Source organism: Nocardioides sp. Soil777 (assembly GCF_001428425.1).
GTDB classification, from domain to species: Bacteria; Actinomycetota; Actinomycetes; order Propionibacteriales; family Nocardioidaceae; genus Nocardioides; species Nocardioides terrigena.
In genome coordinates, this window is record NZ_LMSN01000012.1 from 306832 (window position 1) to 322153 (window position 15322).

The following is a 15322-nucleotide window of genomic DNA, read 5'->3' on the forward strand; positions in this document are numbered from 1 at the left end:
GAGGCTCGCTGCGCTCACACCTCAACCACCGAGGGGGCATCGGCATGCGTGTGATGGCGCAGATGGCGATGGTCATGAACCTCGACAAGTGCATCGGGTGCCACACCTGCTCGGTCACCTGCAAGCAGGCGTGGACCAACCGCTCCGGCACCGAGTACGTCTGGTTCAACAACGTCGAGACCCGGCCCGGCCTCGGCTACCCGCGGACCTACGAGGACCAGGAGGAGTGGCAGGGAGGCTGGGTGCGCAAGCCCAACGGCCGGATCGCGCTCCGCTCCGGTGGCCGGCTCAAGAAGCTCCTCACGATCTTCTCCAACCCCAAGCTCCCGTCCATCCAGGACTACTACGAGCCGTGGACCTACGACTACGAGACGCTGCTCAACTCACCGCAGACCGACACATTCCCCGTCGCCCGGCCCAAGAGCCTGCTCACGGGCAAGGACATGAACGTCGAGTGGTCGGCCAACTGGGACGACGACCTCGGCGGCTCGCAGGAGCACGCCGCGCGCGACGTGATGCTCCGGGGCATCGAGGAGAAGGTGAAGCTCGAGTTCGAGCAGACCTTCATGTTCTACCTTCCCCGGATCTGCGAGCACTGCCTCAACCCGTCCTGCGCGGCCTCCTGCCCCTCCGGCGCGATCTACAAGCGCGAGGAGGACGGCATCGTCCTCGTCGACCAGGACCGCTGCCGCGGCTGGCGCATGTGCGTCTCCGGCTGCCCGTACAAGAAGATCTACTTCAACCACAAGACCGGCAAGGCCGAGAAGTGCACGTTCTGCTACCCGCGGATCGAGGTCGGCATCCCGACCGTGTGCGCGGAGACGTGCGTGGGCCGGCTGCGCTACATCGGCCTCGTCCTCTACGACGCCGACAAGGTGCTCGAGGCCGCGTCGATCGAGGACGAGCACGCCCTGTACGACGCCCAGCGCGGCTGCTTCCTCGATCCCGAGGACCCCGACGTACGACGCGCGGCCGAGGCGGCGGGCATCCCCGCCGACTGGATCGAGGCGGCGCGGAGGTCGCCGGTGTGGGCGCTGATCAACACGTACGAGGTGGCCCTGCCGCTGCACCCGGAGTACCGCACGATGCCGATGGTCTGGTACATCCCGCCCCTCTCGCCGGTCGTCGACGTCGTCCGCGACACGGGCGAGGACGCGGAGGAGCGGGGCAACCTCTTCGCCGCCATCGACACGCTGCGGATCCCCGTCGAGTACCTCGCCAACCTGTTCACCGCCGGCGACCCCGAGCCCGTGACCAAGGTGCTCAAGAAGCTCGCGGCGATGCGCTCCTACATGCGCGACATCAACCTGGGACGCGACCCCGACGACTCCATCCCCGCGTCCGTGGGCATGTCGGGGGAGACCATGTACGAGATGTTCCGGCTGCTCGCCATCGCCAAGTACGACGAGCGCTACGTCATCCCCCCGGCTCACGCCGAGCAGGCGCACGCGCTCGAGGAGCTGGCCACCGACTGCCCGGTCTCGGACCAGGGCGGTGGTCAGCAGGACCTGTTCGGCGAGGGGTCGGGCTACCCGACGCCGGTCGCGGTGGAGAACTTCCGGATGCTCCAGGACCGGCAGACGTCCGACACGCTCGCCTCGCCGGGCGACAAGGCGTCGCGGGTCAACCTCCTCAACTGGGACGGCAAGGGTGCCCCCGACGGCCTCTTCCCGGCGCGGAAGGACGACTGATGTTCCCGTTCCCGCGCCGCAGGCCCCGGGCGGACGCCGTACGCCCGGTCTGGGCAGCCCTGTCGGTGCTGCTCGACTACCCGACGCCCGCGCTCGTGGCGTCGCTGGACGCCGTCGAGGCGCTGGTGCCCGGCCACCCCCGCCTCGCGCCCCTGATCGCCCACCTCCGGGAGACCGAGCTCGGCGCGCTGCAGGAGGAGTACGTCGCCACCTTCGACCACACCCGCAAGTGCGCGCTCTACCTCACCTACTTCGCGTACGGCGACACCCGCCGTCGCGGGATGGCGCTGGTGCACTTCAAGGAGGCCTACCGTGCGGCCGGGGCCGAGTGGGACGAGTCGACCGGTGAGCTGCCCGACCACCTGTGTGCGGTGCTGCAGTTCGGGGCGACCGCTGACGCCGACGCCGCGTGGCGGCTGCTCGAGGACCACCGCGCGGCCGTCGAGATGCTGCGGCTCGCGCTGACCGGGTGGCGCAACGACGACGGCACGACGGGGTCCCCGTGGGCCGCGGCACTGCTCGCCCTGTGCGACACCCTCCCGCCCCTCGAGGGGGACGAGGCCGACGCCGTACGACGCCTCGTCGAGCAGGGGCCGCCGGCCGAGGAGGTCGGCCTGGAGGGCTACGGCTCCTCGCCGATCATCGCGCCCGCCACCATCCCCGTAGGAGCGCCGAGATGAGCACCTTCCTGTGGGTCATCGTCCCCTACCTGTGCCTGGCGACCTTCGTGGTCGGCCACGTGTGGCGCTACCGCTACGACAAGTTCGGCTGGACCACCCGGTCCTCCCAGCTCTACGAGGACCGGATGCTGCGGCTCGGGTCGCCGCTGTTCCACTTCGGCATGCTCGGCGTCGTCGGCGGTCACGTGATCGGGCTGCTGGTGCCGCGGTCGTGGACCGCGGCGATCGGCATCGACGACCACCTCTACCACTACGTCGCCGTGGGTGGCGGGCTCGTCGCGGGGGTGGCCGCGCTCGTCGGGATGACGATCCTGATCTACCGACGACGCACCGTCGGCCCCGTGTTCTCGGCCACCACCGTCATGGACAAGGTCATGTACGCCTTCCTCGGCGCGGCCATCGTGCTGGGCATGTGGAACACGATCGCGGGCTCGATCTTCAGCCTCGGCGGGGAGTACAACTACCGCGAGGGCGTCTCGGTCTGGTACCGCTCGTTCCTCGCCTTCCAGCCCGACGCCGAGCTGATGGCCGACGCGCCGATCGGGTTCCAGTTGCACGCCCTGGTCGCGTTCGGGCTCTTCGCGCTCTGGCCGTTCACCCGGCTCGTGCACGTCTTCAGCGCCCCGATCGGCTACCTGACCCGGCCCTACATCGTCTACCGGTCCCGGGACTCCCGGCCGGGCCAGCCCGGCAGCACGCCGTCGCGGCGCGGGTGGGACCGGGTGGGCTGAGGTGTGTGAGTACTGCGGCTGTCGCGGGGTGCCCCCGATCGCCGAGCTCATGGAGGAGCACGACGTCATCCTCGTGGACGCCCACGAGGTGCGTACGGCGCTGCGCACCGGCGACCGCACCGAGGTCGTCGAGCGACTGCGGCACCTGGCCTCGCACCTCGACCCGCACGTCCGCCGGGAGGAGCAGGGCATCTTCTCGGCGCTGCGCGACCAGGGCGACTGGGCCGACGAGGTGGCCCAGCTCGAGGGCGAGCACCGGGGTCTCGACTCCGCCATCGCCGGCCTCGACGTCCGCGACCCCGACTTCGACCGCGACGTCCTGGCCCTGCTGCTGGAGCTCGAGCGGCACGTCGAGCGGGAGAACCTCGGCATCTTCCCGGTCTCGGTGGTCACCCTCGGTGCCGCCGGCTGGGAGCTCGTCGAGCGCGCGCGAGACGACATCCCGACCTTCCTGCCCGACGTACCCCGATCGGCCCTTCCGGGCCGGTGACACCCCACGACGAGGAGACATCCATGGAATCCACCTCCCTGACCCACCTGGCCGAGGAGCAGCTGGCCCACGCCCGCGCGTCCAGCAGCGGACGGGCCTCGGTCACCGTCTTCGGCGGCCGTGAGCACGACATGCGGCAGACCCTCATCGCGCTCGTGGGGGGTCGCTCGCTCGGTGAGCACGACGCCCCGGGCGAGGCCAGCCTGCAGGTCCTGGCCGGCACGGTCCGCCTCACCGCGGGCGACGAGATGTGGGAGGGCGCCGCCGGCGACTACCTGGTCATCCCGCAGCACCGGCACGACCTGCACGCCGACACCGACGCCGCGGTCCTGCTGACGGTCGCCACCCGGGCCTGACGGGCCGTCCCGTGGCGAGCGGCACGGCCCTCGACGCCTGCCGCGTCTGCACGTCCGACGCGCCGTGAGCTCCGGCTCGAGGGGCGGGCCACGCCCCTCTACGGTGGCGGCATGACGACGGGACTGCTGCTCGCCGCCGGAGCCGGCCGCCGGATGGGCACCCCCAAGGCCCTGGTGCACGACGTCGACGGCACCTCGTGGCTGCGGCGCTCCGCCCAAGCACTGCTCGACGGCGGTTGCGCGCCGGTCCACGTGGTGCTGGGCGCCTCGGCCGACGAGGCGCGCGTGCTCCTGGAGGACCTCCCCGTCGAGGTGGTCGTCGCCGACGACTGGGACGAGGGGATGGGTGCCAGCCTGCGTGCGGGGCTCCTCGCCGTGGGCGACACCGACGCGGTGCTCGTCTCGCTCGTCGACCTGCCCGACGTCGACGCACCCGTCGTGGCGCGGGTGCTGGGGACCGGGACCGGGCGCGCGGTCCTCGCGCGGGCGGCGTACGACGGGGAGGCGGGGCACCCGGTCCTGCTCGGCGCCGACCACCTCGCCCCCCTTGTGGCGACGCTGCACGGCGACGTCGGGGCGAAGCCCTACCTGGCGGCGCACGAGGTCACCCTCGTCGAGTGCGGGGACCTCGCCACCGGCGCCGACCGGGACACCCGGTGACCGACCGGTGACCGCTCCGCGCCTGCAGCCGCTCACCCGCGCCAAGCTGGCCGGCCAGGGCGAGGAGGGAGCGGCCTGGCACCGCGACCTGCCCGGGGTCCTCGCCGCGCTCGAGGAGCGCTGGCAGGTGGCGATGGGCCGCCCGCTGCCCGGCGGGAGTGCGTCGTACGTCTGCCGCGCGACGACCCGTGACGGGCAGGAGCGCGTGGTCAAGGTCGGGGTGCCCGGCCACGACCTGGTCGCCGAGGCGCGGGTGCTCGGGGCGGCCGGGGGACGCGGCTACGCGCTGCTGCACGGCCACGACCCCGAGCACGACGCGGTGCTGGTCGAGTCGCTCGGACCCGCCCTCGCGCAGTCCGGCGCACCGCCCGAGCGGGCCATCGCCCTGCTGACCGACACCCTGCGCGAGGCGTGGCGGCTGCCGCTGGACGCCGTTCCGCCGGGGGAGGACAAGGCGGTGAGCCTGCGCGCCCTGGTCGTCGACCTGGACGAGCGCCTCGGCCGGCCCACCGACCGGCGGGTCCTGCGCGCCGCGCTGGCCCACGCCGACGCGCTGGCCGGGCACGACCCGGCCACCACCGTGGTCCTCCACGGCGACGCCCACCCCGGCAACGCGCTGCCGGTGACGGCGCCGCGGGAGGGTGCGCCGGCCGGGTACGTCTTCGTGGACCCGGACGGCTTCCGCGGCGACCCGGCGTACGACGCGGGCGTGGTGCTGCGCGACTGGTGCTCGCACCTGACCGGTCCCGACGCGCGGACGCGCCTCGACGGCTGGTGCGACCTCGTCGCCGAGCGCACCGGCACCGACCGCGACCGGGTGCGGGCCTGGGCGTTCCTCGAGCGCGTCTCCACCGGGCTCTACGTCACGTCGTTCGGCGCCGAGCGGGTGGGCCGGCCGTTCCTGGAGACCGCCGCGCACCTCCTCGCCCGGCGGTGACGGGGGCTCAGCGTCGACGGATGCGGAACTCGTCCCGGGCCGTGGAGGGGTCGACCACCCGGCGACCCTGGACGATCTCGACCTCACCGGCGGCGGCCAGCCGGCGGGCCGCCCTGCGGGCCGGCTCGACCAGGGCGCTCCAGTCGGCGCCGTCCGCGACCACCCGAGCGGCATCGGTGCCGCTGATGCCCGCCGACCGTCCACGCGCCGCGAGCAGGCGGACGATCGCGGCCTCGAGCGCCTCGTCCTCGGGGGTCGTTCGGCGCCTGCGGCAGCCCTGCGAGCAGTAGCGCACCGAGTCCCAGTCGCGCTCCCATTCTTGCGCCACTCGATCGTGCGCCCGCAGGACGCGCAGGTCTTGGGCTCGGGGGTGCTCACCCGACCAGTCTGCCGGGACGACGGGCGTTGCGCGGACCCCGACAGGGCCGGGGTGCGGACGCCAACGTCCGACCAACGTGGGGGTCGTAGCCTGACCGACATGGACACCGGTCTGAGCTCCGCCGCCGACGTCGCAGCACGCCTCGGCGCCACCGGCTACCTCGCCGACGAGGAGCTCGCCACCATCGTCTTCCTCGCCGACCGCATGCAGCGGCCGCTGCTGCTGGAGGGCGAGCCCGGCACCGGCAAGACCGCGCTCGCGGAGGCGCTGGCCGCCACGCTGGACCTGCCGCTCATCCGGCTCCAGTGCTACGAGGGCATCGACGCCACCCAGGCGCTCTACGACTGGGACTTCCCGCGCCAGATCCTGCACCTGCGCGCGCTCGAGGCGGCCGGCGCGGAGAGCAGCGCGGAGGAGGCCGAGAAGAGCCTGTACGACGAGCGCTTCCTGCTCGCCCGCCCCGTCCTCGCCGCGCTCCAGCAGTCCCCGGCGGTGCTCCTCATCGACGAGGTGGACCGGGCCGACGACGAGTTCGAGGCGTTCCTGCTCGAGGTGCTCTCGACCTGGCAGGTGACCATCCCCGAGCTGGGCACGGTCAGCGCGCCGACCCCGCCGATCGTGGTGCTGACCTCCAACCGCACCCGCGAGCTCCACGACGCGCTCAAGCGGCGCTGCCTCTACCACTGGATCGACCACCCGGGCCTCGAGCGCGAGGTCGAGATCGTGCGCTCGCGGGCGCCGGAGGTGTCGGAGACGCTGGCCCGCCAGGTGGTCAACGTCGTCCAGCAGTTGCGGGACCGTGACGACCTGCTCAAGCCGCCCGGGGTCGCCGAGACCCTCGACTGGGCGCGGGCGCTGCACCACCTCGGCACCACCGACCTCGACCTGGCGACCGCCGCGGCCACCCTGGGCGCGCTCGTGAAGTACCGCGAGGACGCCGACCGGGTGCGCCAGGCGCTCGACCGGATGCTCACGCCGTGACCGGCACCGTCCTGACCACGATGCCCGAGGACGCCGGCCCCGCCGACGCGCTACCGGCGCTCCTCGGCTTCACCCGGGCCCTGCGGGCGGCCGGGGTGCCGGTCACGCAGGACCGCTCCCACGCGTTCCTCGAGGCCACGGCCCTGGTCGGCCTCGACGACCGCCGTGCGACCTACTGGGCCGGGCGCGCCACCCTGTGTGCCGGCCCCGACGACCTGGCCCGCTACGACCAGGTCTTCGAGGCGTGGTTCGACCCGCGCGGCGAGCTCCCGCGTCGCCGCGACAGCGGACCCCCGGTCCCCGCGGCGATCGCGCTGCCCAGCATCGACGCGCCCGGCGAAGGGGACGCCGACGAGGACGACGAGGTGCTCCGCGCCAAGGCCACCACCTCCGACGTGCTGCGCCACCGCGACGTGGCCACCCTGGACGCCGCCGAGAAGCAGCGGCTCGCCGCGATGTTCGCGACCCTGCGGCCCACCGCGCCCACGCGTCGTACGGCCCGGCACGAGCCCTGGCACCGCGGCCGCCTGGACGCGTCGCGCACGCTGCGCGACTCGCTGCGCCGGATGGGCGAGCCCGGCGACCTGGCCTGGCGGCGCCGCCGGGTCCGTCCGCGCCGCATCGTCCTGCTGGTCGACGTGAGCGGCTCGATGAGCGGGTACGCCGACGCGCTGCTGCGCCTCGCCCACCGCTTCGTCACCGCCCAGCCGCGGGTCGAGGTCTTCACCCTCGGCACCCGGCTCACCCACGTCACCCGCGCGCTGCACCACCGCGACCCGGACCGGGCGATCGTGGCCGCCGGCGAGGCCGTCCCCGACTGGTCCGGCGGCACCCGGCTCGGCGAGACCCTGCGGGTCTTCATGGACCGCTGGGGGCAGCGCGGGATGGCCCGCGGCTCGGTCGTCGTGGTCTTCAGCGACGGCTGGGAGCGCGGCGACGCGGCCCTCCTGGGCGAGCAGATGGCGCGGTTGCAGCGGGTCGCCCACCGGGTCGTGTGGGTCAACCCGCACCGCGGCAAGGCCGGATACGAGCCGGTCCAGGGCGGCATCGCGGCCGCCCTCCCGCACTGTGACGACTTCGTGGCCGGCCACTCGCTGGCGGCCTTCGCCGAGCTCGTGGAGGTGGTCGGTCGTGCGTGACGTCCTGGGCGAGCTGATGGCGTGGTGGGAGGCCGGCGAGACCGTCGGCGTCGGCACCGTGGTGGCGACCTTCAGCTCCGCACCCCGTCCCGCGGGCGCCTCGATGCTGGTCGGACCCGACGGCACGGCCGTCGGATCGGTGTCCGGCGGCTGTGTCGAGGGTGCGGTCTACGAGCTCGGCCAGGCGGTCGTCGACTCCGGCGCGCCGGTCCTCGAGCGGTACGGCGTCTCCGACGACGACGCGTTCGCCGTCGGCCTGACCTGCGGCGGCATCCTCGACGTGTACGTCGAGAAGGTCTCGCGCGACACCTTCCCCGAGCTCGGTGCGATCGCCGCCGACATCGAGGCCGGCCGTCCGGTGGCACTCGCCACCGTCATCGACCACCCGGACCCCGCGTGGCTCGGGCGTCGCATGGTGGTCCGCCCCGACCGGGACGCCGAGGGGTCGCTGGGGTCGCCGCGCGCCGACGACGCCGTGCACGACGACGCGCTCGGCCTGCTCGCCGCCGGCAGCAACGCCACGCTCACCTACGGGCCCGACGGCGAGCGGCGTGGCGAGGGGATGCGGGTCTTCGTCTGGGGCTTCGCGCCCAAGCCCCGGATGCTGGTCTTCGGGGCGATCGACTTCGCCGCGGCCGTGGCCCGGGTGGGGTCCTTCCTCGGCTACCACGTCACCGTGTGCGACGCCCGGCCCGTCTTCGCCACCACCAGCCGCTTCCCCGACGCCGACGAGGTGGTCGTCGACTGGCCGCACCGCTACCTCGACGCGGAGGTCGAGGCCGGGCACATCGACCGGCGCACCGTCGTGTGCGTCCTCACCCACGACCCCAAGTTCGACGTGCCGCTGCTCGAGGTCGCGCTGCGACTGCCCGAGGTCGCATACGTCGGGGCGATGGGTTCGCGGCGCACCCACGACGACCGGATGCAGCGGCTCCGCGACGCCGGGCTCACGGACGAGGAGCTCGACCGGCTGAGCAGCCCGATCGGACTCGACCTCGGTGCCCGCACCCCGGAGGAGACGGCCGTCTCCATCGCCGCCGAGATCGTCGCCCGGCAGTGGGGCGGCACCGGCCACCGGCTGGCCAGCTCCAGCGGCCGCATCCACCAGGACCCGCACACCCCCCGCTGACCGCCAGCTGGTCCGGCCCGCTGCCCCAGACCAGTGCCACGGTCAGGTCCGGCGCGCTACCGTGACCACCGTCACACCCGAGCAGCGCGCAGCACACCGTGTGGGGGACCATGAGCACCGACCGCGACCTGCGGGACCGCCGGCTCGAGGCCGTGCAGGCCTGGACCGCCTTCGTCGAGCTGGGCGACGAGGCGAGCGACCGGGTGCGTCCCGAGATCCGGGACAGCTGGCAGCTGTCCACCGGTGCTGTCACGCCGGACCTCACGGAGGCGCCGCTGGCCGACGAGTCCGACACCGCGGCCTACTGGCGGCAGTCGCCCCTCCAGACCGCCGTCGAGCGCGTGGAGGCCGACCTGCGACGCACCGCCGAGGACGGCGACCTGGTCATCGCCATCACCGACGCCGAGACCCGCATCCTGTGGACCTACGGCGGCCGGGTGATGCGCCGCAAGGCCGAGACCGTCAACTTCGTGCCCGGTGGACGCTGGGACGAGCGCAGCGTCGGCACCAACGCGCTGGCCATCACCAGCCGCACGGGCGACCCGTCGATGGTCTTCAGCGCCGAGCACTACGCCTCGATCGTGCACAACTGGGTCTGCTGGGCCGCGCCCCTGCACGACCCGGTGAGCGGCGAGCAGCTCGGCGTCATCGACCTGTCGACCACGTGGGACCGCACCCACCCGATCGGACTGGCCACGGCGCGCGTGATGGCGCGCCTCATCGAGACCGCGATGCCGACCGGGCGGCGTACAGGCCTCACCACCGTCGCGCCCTCCGAGCCCGGGCTGACGCTCTCGCTCCTCGGCACCGCCGAGGCCTGGCTCGACGGTCGCCGGCTGCTGCTCAACCGGCGCCAGACCGAGATCCTCGCCCTCCTCGCCATGCACCCGCAGGGACTCTCCCTCGAGCACCTCCACACGCTCGTCTACGGCGACTCCGCGGTCACCACCTCGACCCTCAAGGCCGAGGTCTCCCACCTCCGCTCCGCCCTGGGCGGACAGCTGGCGTCACGCCCCTACCGGCTCACCCTGCCGGTCGTCACCGACATCGACGAGGTGCAGCTGCTGCTGCGTCGCGGCGACGTGCGCGGGGCCGTGGCGGCGTACGGCGGCGACCTGCTGCCGGGCACCAACGCCCCGGCCCTCGTCGAGATGGGCGACTACCTGGCGGTGAGCATGCGCGAGGCGTTGATCGCCCACCCCGACCCGGAGGCCGTGCTGCGCTACAGCGAGCTCGCGCCGTACGACACGCACGTCGTCGAGGTCTGCCTCGACCACCTCGGCCTCCGCGACCACCCCGCCAAGGCCCTGCTCCGGGGCCGGCTGGCCGTCTCCGAGCGCTGATCCCTGCGCGGCTCCGGGCCGGCGGTAGGCGGTGGTTGATAGGAAGTGCTCATGCGCCTGCCCGTCCCCGGACCCCGTGACCTCCTCGCCGTCATCGAGAAGGGCGCGGACCAGGTGGACCAGCTCCTCGGGGCCGTGCCGCGGGTGCTGGCCCTGCTCGACCAGGCCGAGGTGCTCCTCGTGCGTGCCTCGGCGGCCGTCGACGCCGTGGAGGCGGTGACGCGCGAGGCCGAGACCGTGGTCGTGCACACCGACGCCGTCGTCGACCGGGCCGAGGCGCTCGTCGTCCGGGTCGACCGGGTGGTCGACGGCGCTGCCACGGTGGCTGATCGCGCCGACGCCATGGTCGCCCGCACGGTCGTGCTCCTCGACGCCCTCGAGCCGCCGCTGACCACGTTGCAGCCCACGCTGCAGACGCTGGCCGACACCACGCATCCCGAGGAGGTCGCCGCCCTCGTGCAGCTCATCGACCACCTGCCCGACCTCACGGAGCGCATCGAGCGCGACGTGCTGCCGGTGATGACGACCCTGGGCACGGTCGCTCCCGACCTGCACGACCTGCTCGACGTCTCGCGCGAGCTCAACGAGATGCTGGGCAAGCTCCCCGGTCTCGGCCGGATCAAGCGCCGGGTCGAGGAGGAGCAGGCCGCCGAGTAGGCCCCAGCCCCACGGCCCGGGCCGTGCTCCGACCGGGGTTCACGGTGACGGGTCCTGCCGCGCCAGCGCCGCGGCGAGCTCGGTGCGCGAGCGGAAGCCCCGCTTGCGGTAGACGCTGCTGAGGTGCCGCTCGATCGTCTTGGGGCTCAGGAAGAGCGAGGCCCCGATCTCGCGGTTGGACAGGCCCTGGGCGGCGAGCAGGGCGACGCGGGTCTCCTGGGAGGTCAGCGGCGCCTCGCCGGGGGTGTGCCGACGGTGGGCGGTGGCGCCGGTGGCCGCCAGCTCCCGGGCGGCGAGGTCGGACCAGTGGTCGAGGTCCATGGCGGCGAAGGCGCGAGCCGCCGCATCGAGCTGCTCGCGGGCGGCGATCCGCTGCCCGGTCCGCCGCAGCCGCCCGCCGTACGCCAGTCGGGTCCGCGCCTCCTCGAACGGGTCGTCGGCCGCCGCGTGTGACTCGAGGGCGGCCTCGAACAAGTCGCGGGCCGCGGAGTCGTCCACGGCGCTCCAACCCTCGCACCGGTGCAGCAGGGCGCGGGAGAGCGCGGGTGCCGACACCGGCGTCGCGGCGGCGTACTGCGCGGTGAGCGCCCGGGCGTCGTCCGTCCTCCCGAGGCCGGTGTAGGCCTCCACCAGAAGCGGCGCGATCCCGAGCGGCTCGCCCGACGACCCGACCCCGCCGTCGATCTCCAGCCGTGCCTCGAGCAGCTCCACCGTCGCGTCGAGGTCGCCGCGGCAGACGGCGCAGAACGCCGCCGTCAGGGCCTGGTGCGCGGCGGCGGTCGTCGTCCCCGCCCGGTCGGTGAGCGTCCGGGCCCGGGCCAGCGAGGCGCGGGCGTCGTCGTGCAGGCCCCGCGCGGCCTGCTGCCAGGCGAGCATCTCCTCGGCGACCGAGGCGTCCGCGGCGTAGCCCAGGTGCTGCGCCAGCTCGGCGGCCTCGCCCGCATCCGCGAACGCGCCGGTGTGGTCGCCCAGCCAGGCCCGGCCGGAGGCCCGGATCGCCAGCAGCGGCACCAGCACGCCGACCGATCCCCGCCGCCGCAGCTCCTCCAGGCGGGGGGTGCCCGCGGTCACCGCGTGCTCGACCTGCCCGGTGAACGCGCTCGAGATCGCCATCAGCAGCAGCGCGAGGGCGTCGTGCCGCAGGGCGGGCAGGTCCGCCAGTCGTCGTACGTCGGCGAGCCGGGCCACGCCGGCGACCGGGTCCCCGGTGAGGACGAGGGCGACGCCGCCGGTGAAGGCGGCGAGCAGCTGCTGCTCGGGGTCCGTGGTGTCGGCGACCGCGTCGATGCGGTGGGCGCAGTCCACCAGCCCGGCGACGTCGTTCAGGCGGAAGCGGGCCACCGCCAGCTCGGTCAGGACCCGGACCAGCAGCAGGCCGTCGAGCAGGCGGGAGGCGGCGTCCAGGTGCTCGACCGACCGGGGCACCGACCCGGCGTACTGCTCCAGCATCCCGAGCGTGAACAGCGCCTCGCCGCGGGCGCGGTCGGGTGCGTCCTCGGCCAGCACCCGGGCCACCAGGCGCCGGACGCGGCCGACGTCACCGGCCACGAAGGCGTCGTGGGCCGCAGCGGCCAGCCGCCGGGCCGCCAGGTCGTGGTCGTCGGTGAGCGTCGCGGCCCGCTCGAGCGCCGCCGAGGCCGCGGCGTACCCGAGCCGGTGCCGGTCCGCCTGCGCCAGCCGCTCCAGCTCGTCGGCCACCCGAGCGTCGGTGCCGACCGTGGACTCGGCGCGGTGCCAGGTCCGGGCCCGGTCGCCGGCGGGCAACGCGTCGGCGAGGGCCTCGTGGGCCGCCCGCCGCTCCGCGGGCGTGGCCAGCTCGAGCACGGTGCTGCGCAGCAGGGGGTGCCGGAACGCGTGCTGCCCGTCCTCCTGCACGAGCACGCCGCGCTCGCGGGCCTCGTCGAGGTGCCGTGCGGCCTCGTCGGGACCGGCGAGGGCGGCGAGGGCGGCGGTCCCGCTCGCCGACGACGGGCCCGACAGTGCCAGCAGGAGCACTGCCCGTCGGGCCGCGGGGGAGAGTAGGACCACCGAGGCAGCGTGCCACTTCCGCACCCGCTCGCCGGCGGGCAACGTCTCGGGGATCGGGGCCGTCCCGAGGAGCTGCGCGGCGTCCAGCCGCGTCGACACCTCGAGCAGGGCGAGGGGGTTGCCGGACGTCTCGGCGACGAGGCGGTCGAGGACGGCCGGCGAGGTGGCGCGCGGGAGCAGGCCCGCGGCGGCGTGGGCAGGGAGGCCGCCGAGGGTGAGGACGGGCACGTCGTGCACGAGCCCGGACGGGACAGAGCCCGCACGGCCGGCCAGCAGGAGGGCGACGGCGTCGGGACCCAGCCTGCGGGCGGCGAAGAGCACGGCCACCGACGACTCCTCGTCCAGCCACTGCAGGTCGTCGACGACCACCAGGACCGGGCGCCGCTCCGCCGCCGCGGCGAGCAGGGAGAGTGTCGCCGCCCCGACCAGGAAGCGGTCCGCCGCGCCGGAGGGCCGGGGCGACCAGCCGAGGGCGGCACCCAGCGCCGCGGCCTGCGCCTCGGGCACCTCGTCCAGCTGGTCGCGCAGCGGGTGCAGCAGCTCCAGCAGTCCGGCGTGGGCGAGGTGGGACTCGGACTCGACCCCGGTCGCCGTCAGCTGGGTGAATCCGCTCGCGCGGGACCGGGCGGCGCCGAGCAGCGTCGTCTTCCCCGCCCCGGGATCGCCCTGGAGGAGCAGCGTGGCGCTCCCGCGGCCCGTGGCCTCCGCCAGCAGGGCGTCGATGCGGGCGAGCTCCGCCTCGCGCCCCACCAGCCCGGGGGCCGGGGTGAGGGATTCCCCGGACGCGACGCGGTCGCTCCCGGTGCGACCTTCGACCGGTGAGCCATTGTCCTGAGGAGGCCCTGGTGCTGACATCGACCACGATCCTAGAGATGCTCGGCCGGTCGCTCCGGCATCCCGGCTGGGCCTACGTCAACACCTGGCACCACCCGCCCCTGCTGGGGCTGCGGCAACCGCCGCACCAGGACGTCGTACGACGCGATGCGCGCGCCACGGGGGAGGACGGTCGCCGTGCCTGACGCTGCGGCGACCGTCCCCGCCGAGCCCGTCCGCTCCGGGCCCGCCTTCTCCGGTGTCGTCGACCACCTGGGCCTGTCGGTCACCGACCTGGACCGCAGCGAGGACTTCTACACCTCCGTCCTCGGCCTGCTCCGCCTCGCCGACTTCGGCCACGCGCGCATCCTCGTCCACCGGCCGACGTCGTTCATGCTCGCGCTCGTCCGGCACGAGGGGGCCGACCCCGGGCCGTTCACCGAGCTGCACACGGGGCTGGACCACGTCGGGTTCTCCGTCGACAGCCGCGACGAGCTGGTGCGGTGGCAGCACCGACTGGAGGAGCTCGGCGTCGAGCACACCCCGGTCCGGGACATGGAGTTCGGCCACCACCTCAACTTCCGCGACCCCGACCACATCGCGCTGGAGCTCAGCGCCTCCAACGAGATCGCCCTGGGGTGGCTCGCCGAGCTCCGGGACCGCGAGATCCCGCGCGAGGAGATCGACGCGCGGCTGGGGGACCACCTCGCGTCGCTCGCCCGGGCGTGACCTATGCCGTCTCGACCACAGGAGCCATCAGCAGGTCGCGCAGCTGCGCCAGCCCGTCACGCATTCGGGCAGCGGCGGCGCCCGACGGCGCCTGCGTGAGCAGCCCGACCTCGGTGTGGGTCCGCCCGTCGCAGTAGGCGAGCTCGACCGCCTCGCGACGGACGTCCGGCAGCTGTGCGAGAGCGGTCCGGAGTGACGGCGTGGACGACTGGTCGCCGCGGCCCCGACCCATCGGCGCGTCGGAGCGCAGGCGGTCGACCGCACGCCGGTGGGTGGTCGCCATCGCCCGGGCGAGGGCGCTGCCCTGCGTCGGGTCGAAGTGGGGGGCGGTCCGCCACATCTCGAGGAACGCCGCCTCGGCGACCTCCTCCGCCCGGCGTGGCTCGCCGAGGACCTGCAGGGCCAGGCCGAGCACCCGCGGCGCCAGCGCGTCGTACAGCTCGGCGAACGCGGCGGTGTCCGACCGTCCCGCAGCCACCAGCAGTCGATCGAGGTCCCTCACCCGAGCGCCCCGGGGAGGCGGAGGGGGAGGGAGAGGGGTGGCGTCCATGGGGGTCCTCTTCTGCGTCCGTGCATCGA

Annotated in this window: 17 protein-coding genes; 14 read left to right on the forward strand and 3 right to left on the reverse strand. The window is 74.4% G+C overall.

Annotated elements, in window-relative coordinates:
- Positions 1–44 precede the first annotated feature (44 nt).
- From narH to ASG88_RS08950, 7 genes are all read left to right on the forward strand, one after another.
- Positions 45–1691 (forward strand): nitrate reductase subunit beta, encoded by a 1647-nt coding sequence (narH, locus tag ASG88_RS08920; RefSeq protein ID WP_056887061.1) that lies wholly within the window; start codon positions 45–47, stop codon positions 1689–1691.
- Positions 1691–2371 (forward strand): nitrate reductase molybdenum cofactor assembly chaperone, encoded by a 681-nt coding sequence (gene narJ, locus ASG88_RS08925; RefSeq protein ID WP_056887062.1) that lies wholly within the window; start codon positions 1691–1693, stop codon positions 2369–2371. Before narH ends, narJ begins: the two co-directional genes overlap by 1 nt.
- Complete coding sequence (gene narI / locus ASG88_RS08930) at positions 2368–3102, forward strand: respiratory nitrate reductase subunit gamma (protein WP_056887063.1); 735 nt, start codon at positions 2368–2370, stop codon at positions 3100–3102. The genes narJ and narI overlap by 4 nt, the downstream gene beginning before the upstream one ends.
- A 28-nt stretch (positions 3103–3130) precedes the next feature.
- On the forward strand, positions 3131–3592 hold the full coding sequence (locus tag ASG88_RS08935) for a hemerythrin domain-containing protein (RefSeq protein WP_056887064.1): 462 nt from the start codon (positions 3131–3133) through the stop codon (positions 3590–3592).
- A 23-nt stretch (positions 3593–3615) separates the two neighbouring features.
- Entirely contained in the window at positions 3616–3948 is a 333-nt protein-coding gene (locus ASG88_RS08940) for a cupin domain-containing protein (RefSeq protein WP_056887065.1), read from the forward strand.
- Positions 3949–4059: 111 nt separating this feature from the next.
- On the forward strand, positions 4060–4608 hold the full coding sequence (locus ASG88_RS08945; RefSeq protein WP_056887066.1) for an NTP transferase domain-containing protein: 549 nt from the start codon (positions 4060–4062) through the stop codon (positions 4606–4608).
- Positions 4609–4615: 7 nt separating this feature from the next.
- Positions 4616–5545, forward strand: coding sequence for an aminoglycoside phosphotransferase family protein (locus ASG88_RS08950; protein WP_082600166.1), 930 nt, complete (start codon positions 4616–4618; stop codon positions 5543–5545).
- Positions 5546–5552: 7 nt separating this feature from the next.
- On the opposite strand, the gene ASG88_RS23490 is transcribed toward ASG88_RS08950, so the two are convergent.
- Positions 5553–5873 (reverse strand): DUF3253 domain-containing protein, encoded by a 321-nt coding sequence (locus ASG88_RS23490; protein WP_235534781.1) that lies wholly within the window; start codon positions 5871–5873, stop codon positions 5553–5555.
- A 150-nt stretch (positions 5874–6023) separates the two neighbouring features.
- On the opposite strand from ASG88_RS23490, the gene ASG88_RS08960 reads away from it, so the two are divergent.
- The 5 genes from ASG88_RS08960 (at position 6024) to ASG88_RS08980 (ending at position 11173) form a co-directional block, all read left to right on the forward strand.
- Positions 6024–6905 (forward strand): AAA family ATPase, encoded by an 882-nt coding sequence (locus ASG88_RS08960; RefSeq protein ID WP_056887067.1) that lies wholly within the window; start codon positions 6024–6026, stop codon positions 6903–6905.
- Positions 6902–8044: a vWA domain-containing protein gene (locus ASG88_RS08965; RefSeq protein WP_235534782.1), complete on the forward strand. Its 1143-nt coding sequence runs from the start codon at positions 6902–6904 to the stop codon at positions 8042–8044. The genes ASG88_RS08960 and ASG88_RS08965 overlap by 4 nt, the downstream gene beginning before the upstream one ends.
- Complete coding sequence (locus ASG88_RS08970; protein WP_056887068.1) at positions 8037–9173, forward strand: XdhC family protein; 1137 nt, start codon at positions 8037–8039, stop codon at positions 9171–9173. The genes ASG88_RS08965 and ASG88_RS08970 overlap by 8 nt, the downstream gene beginning before the upstream one ends.
- Positions 9174–9283: 110 nt before the next feature.
- On the forward strand, positions 9284–10516 hold the full coding sequence (locus ASG88_RS08975; RefSeq protein ID WP_056887069.1) for a helix-turn-helix domain-containing protein: 1233 nt from the start codon (positions 9284–9286) through the stop codon (positions 10514–10516).
- Between the two features lie 51 nt (positions 10517–10567).
- Positions 10568–11173: a hypothetical protein gene (locus ASG88_RS08980; protein ID WP_157559645.1), complete on the forward strand. Its 606-nt coding sequence runs from the start codon at positions 10568–10570 to the stop codon at positions 11171–11173.
- 39 nt (positions 11174–11212) lie between these two features.
- Here the strand turns inward: ASG88_RS08980 and ASG88_RS08985 are convergent, their stop codons facing one another.
- Positions 11213–14056 carry an AAA family ATPase gene (locus ASG88_RS08985; RefSeq protein ID WP_082600168.1) on the reverse strand — a complete coding sequence of 948 codons (2844 nt, stop codon included), beginning with the start codon at positions 14054–14056 and terminating at the stop codon, positions 11213–11215.
- On the opposite strand from ASG88_RS08985, the gene ASG88_RS23020 reads away from it, so the two are divergent.
- Entirely contained in the window at positions 14047–14220 is a 174-nt protein-coding gene (locus ASG88_RS23020; protein ID WP_157559646.1) for a hypothetical protein, read from the forward strand. The genes ASG88_RS08985 and ASG88_RS23020 overlap by 10 nt on opposite strands.
- Positions 14213–14743, forward strand: coding sequence for a VOC family protein (locus tag ASG88_RS08990; protein WP_056887072.1), 531 nt, complete (start codon positions 14213–14215; stop codon positions 14741–14743). The genes ASG88_RS23020 and ASG88_RS08990 overlap by 8 nt, the downstream gene beginning before the upstream one ends.
- A 1-nt stretch (position 14744) precedes the next feature.
- Here ASG88_RS08990 and ASG88_RS08995 read toward each other — a convergent pair whose 3' ends face one another.
- On the reverse strand, positions 14745–15245 hold the full coding sequence (locus ASG88_RS08995) for a sigma factor (protein ID WP_162259834.1): 501 nt from the start codon (positions 15243–15245) through the stop codon (positions 14745–14747).
- Positions 15246–15322 lie beyond the last annotated feature (77 nt).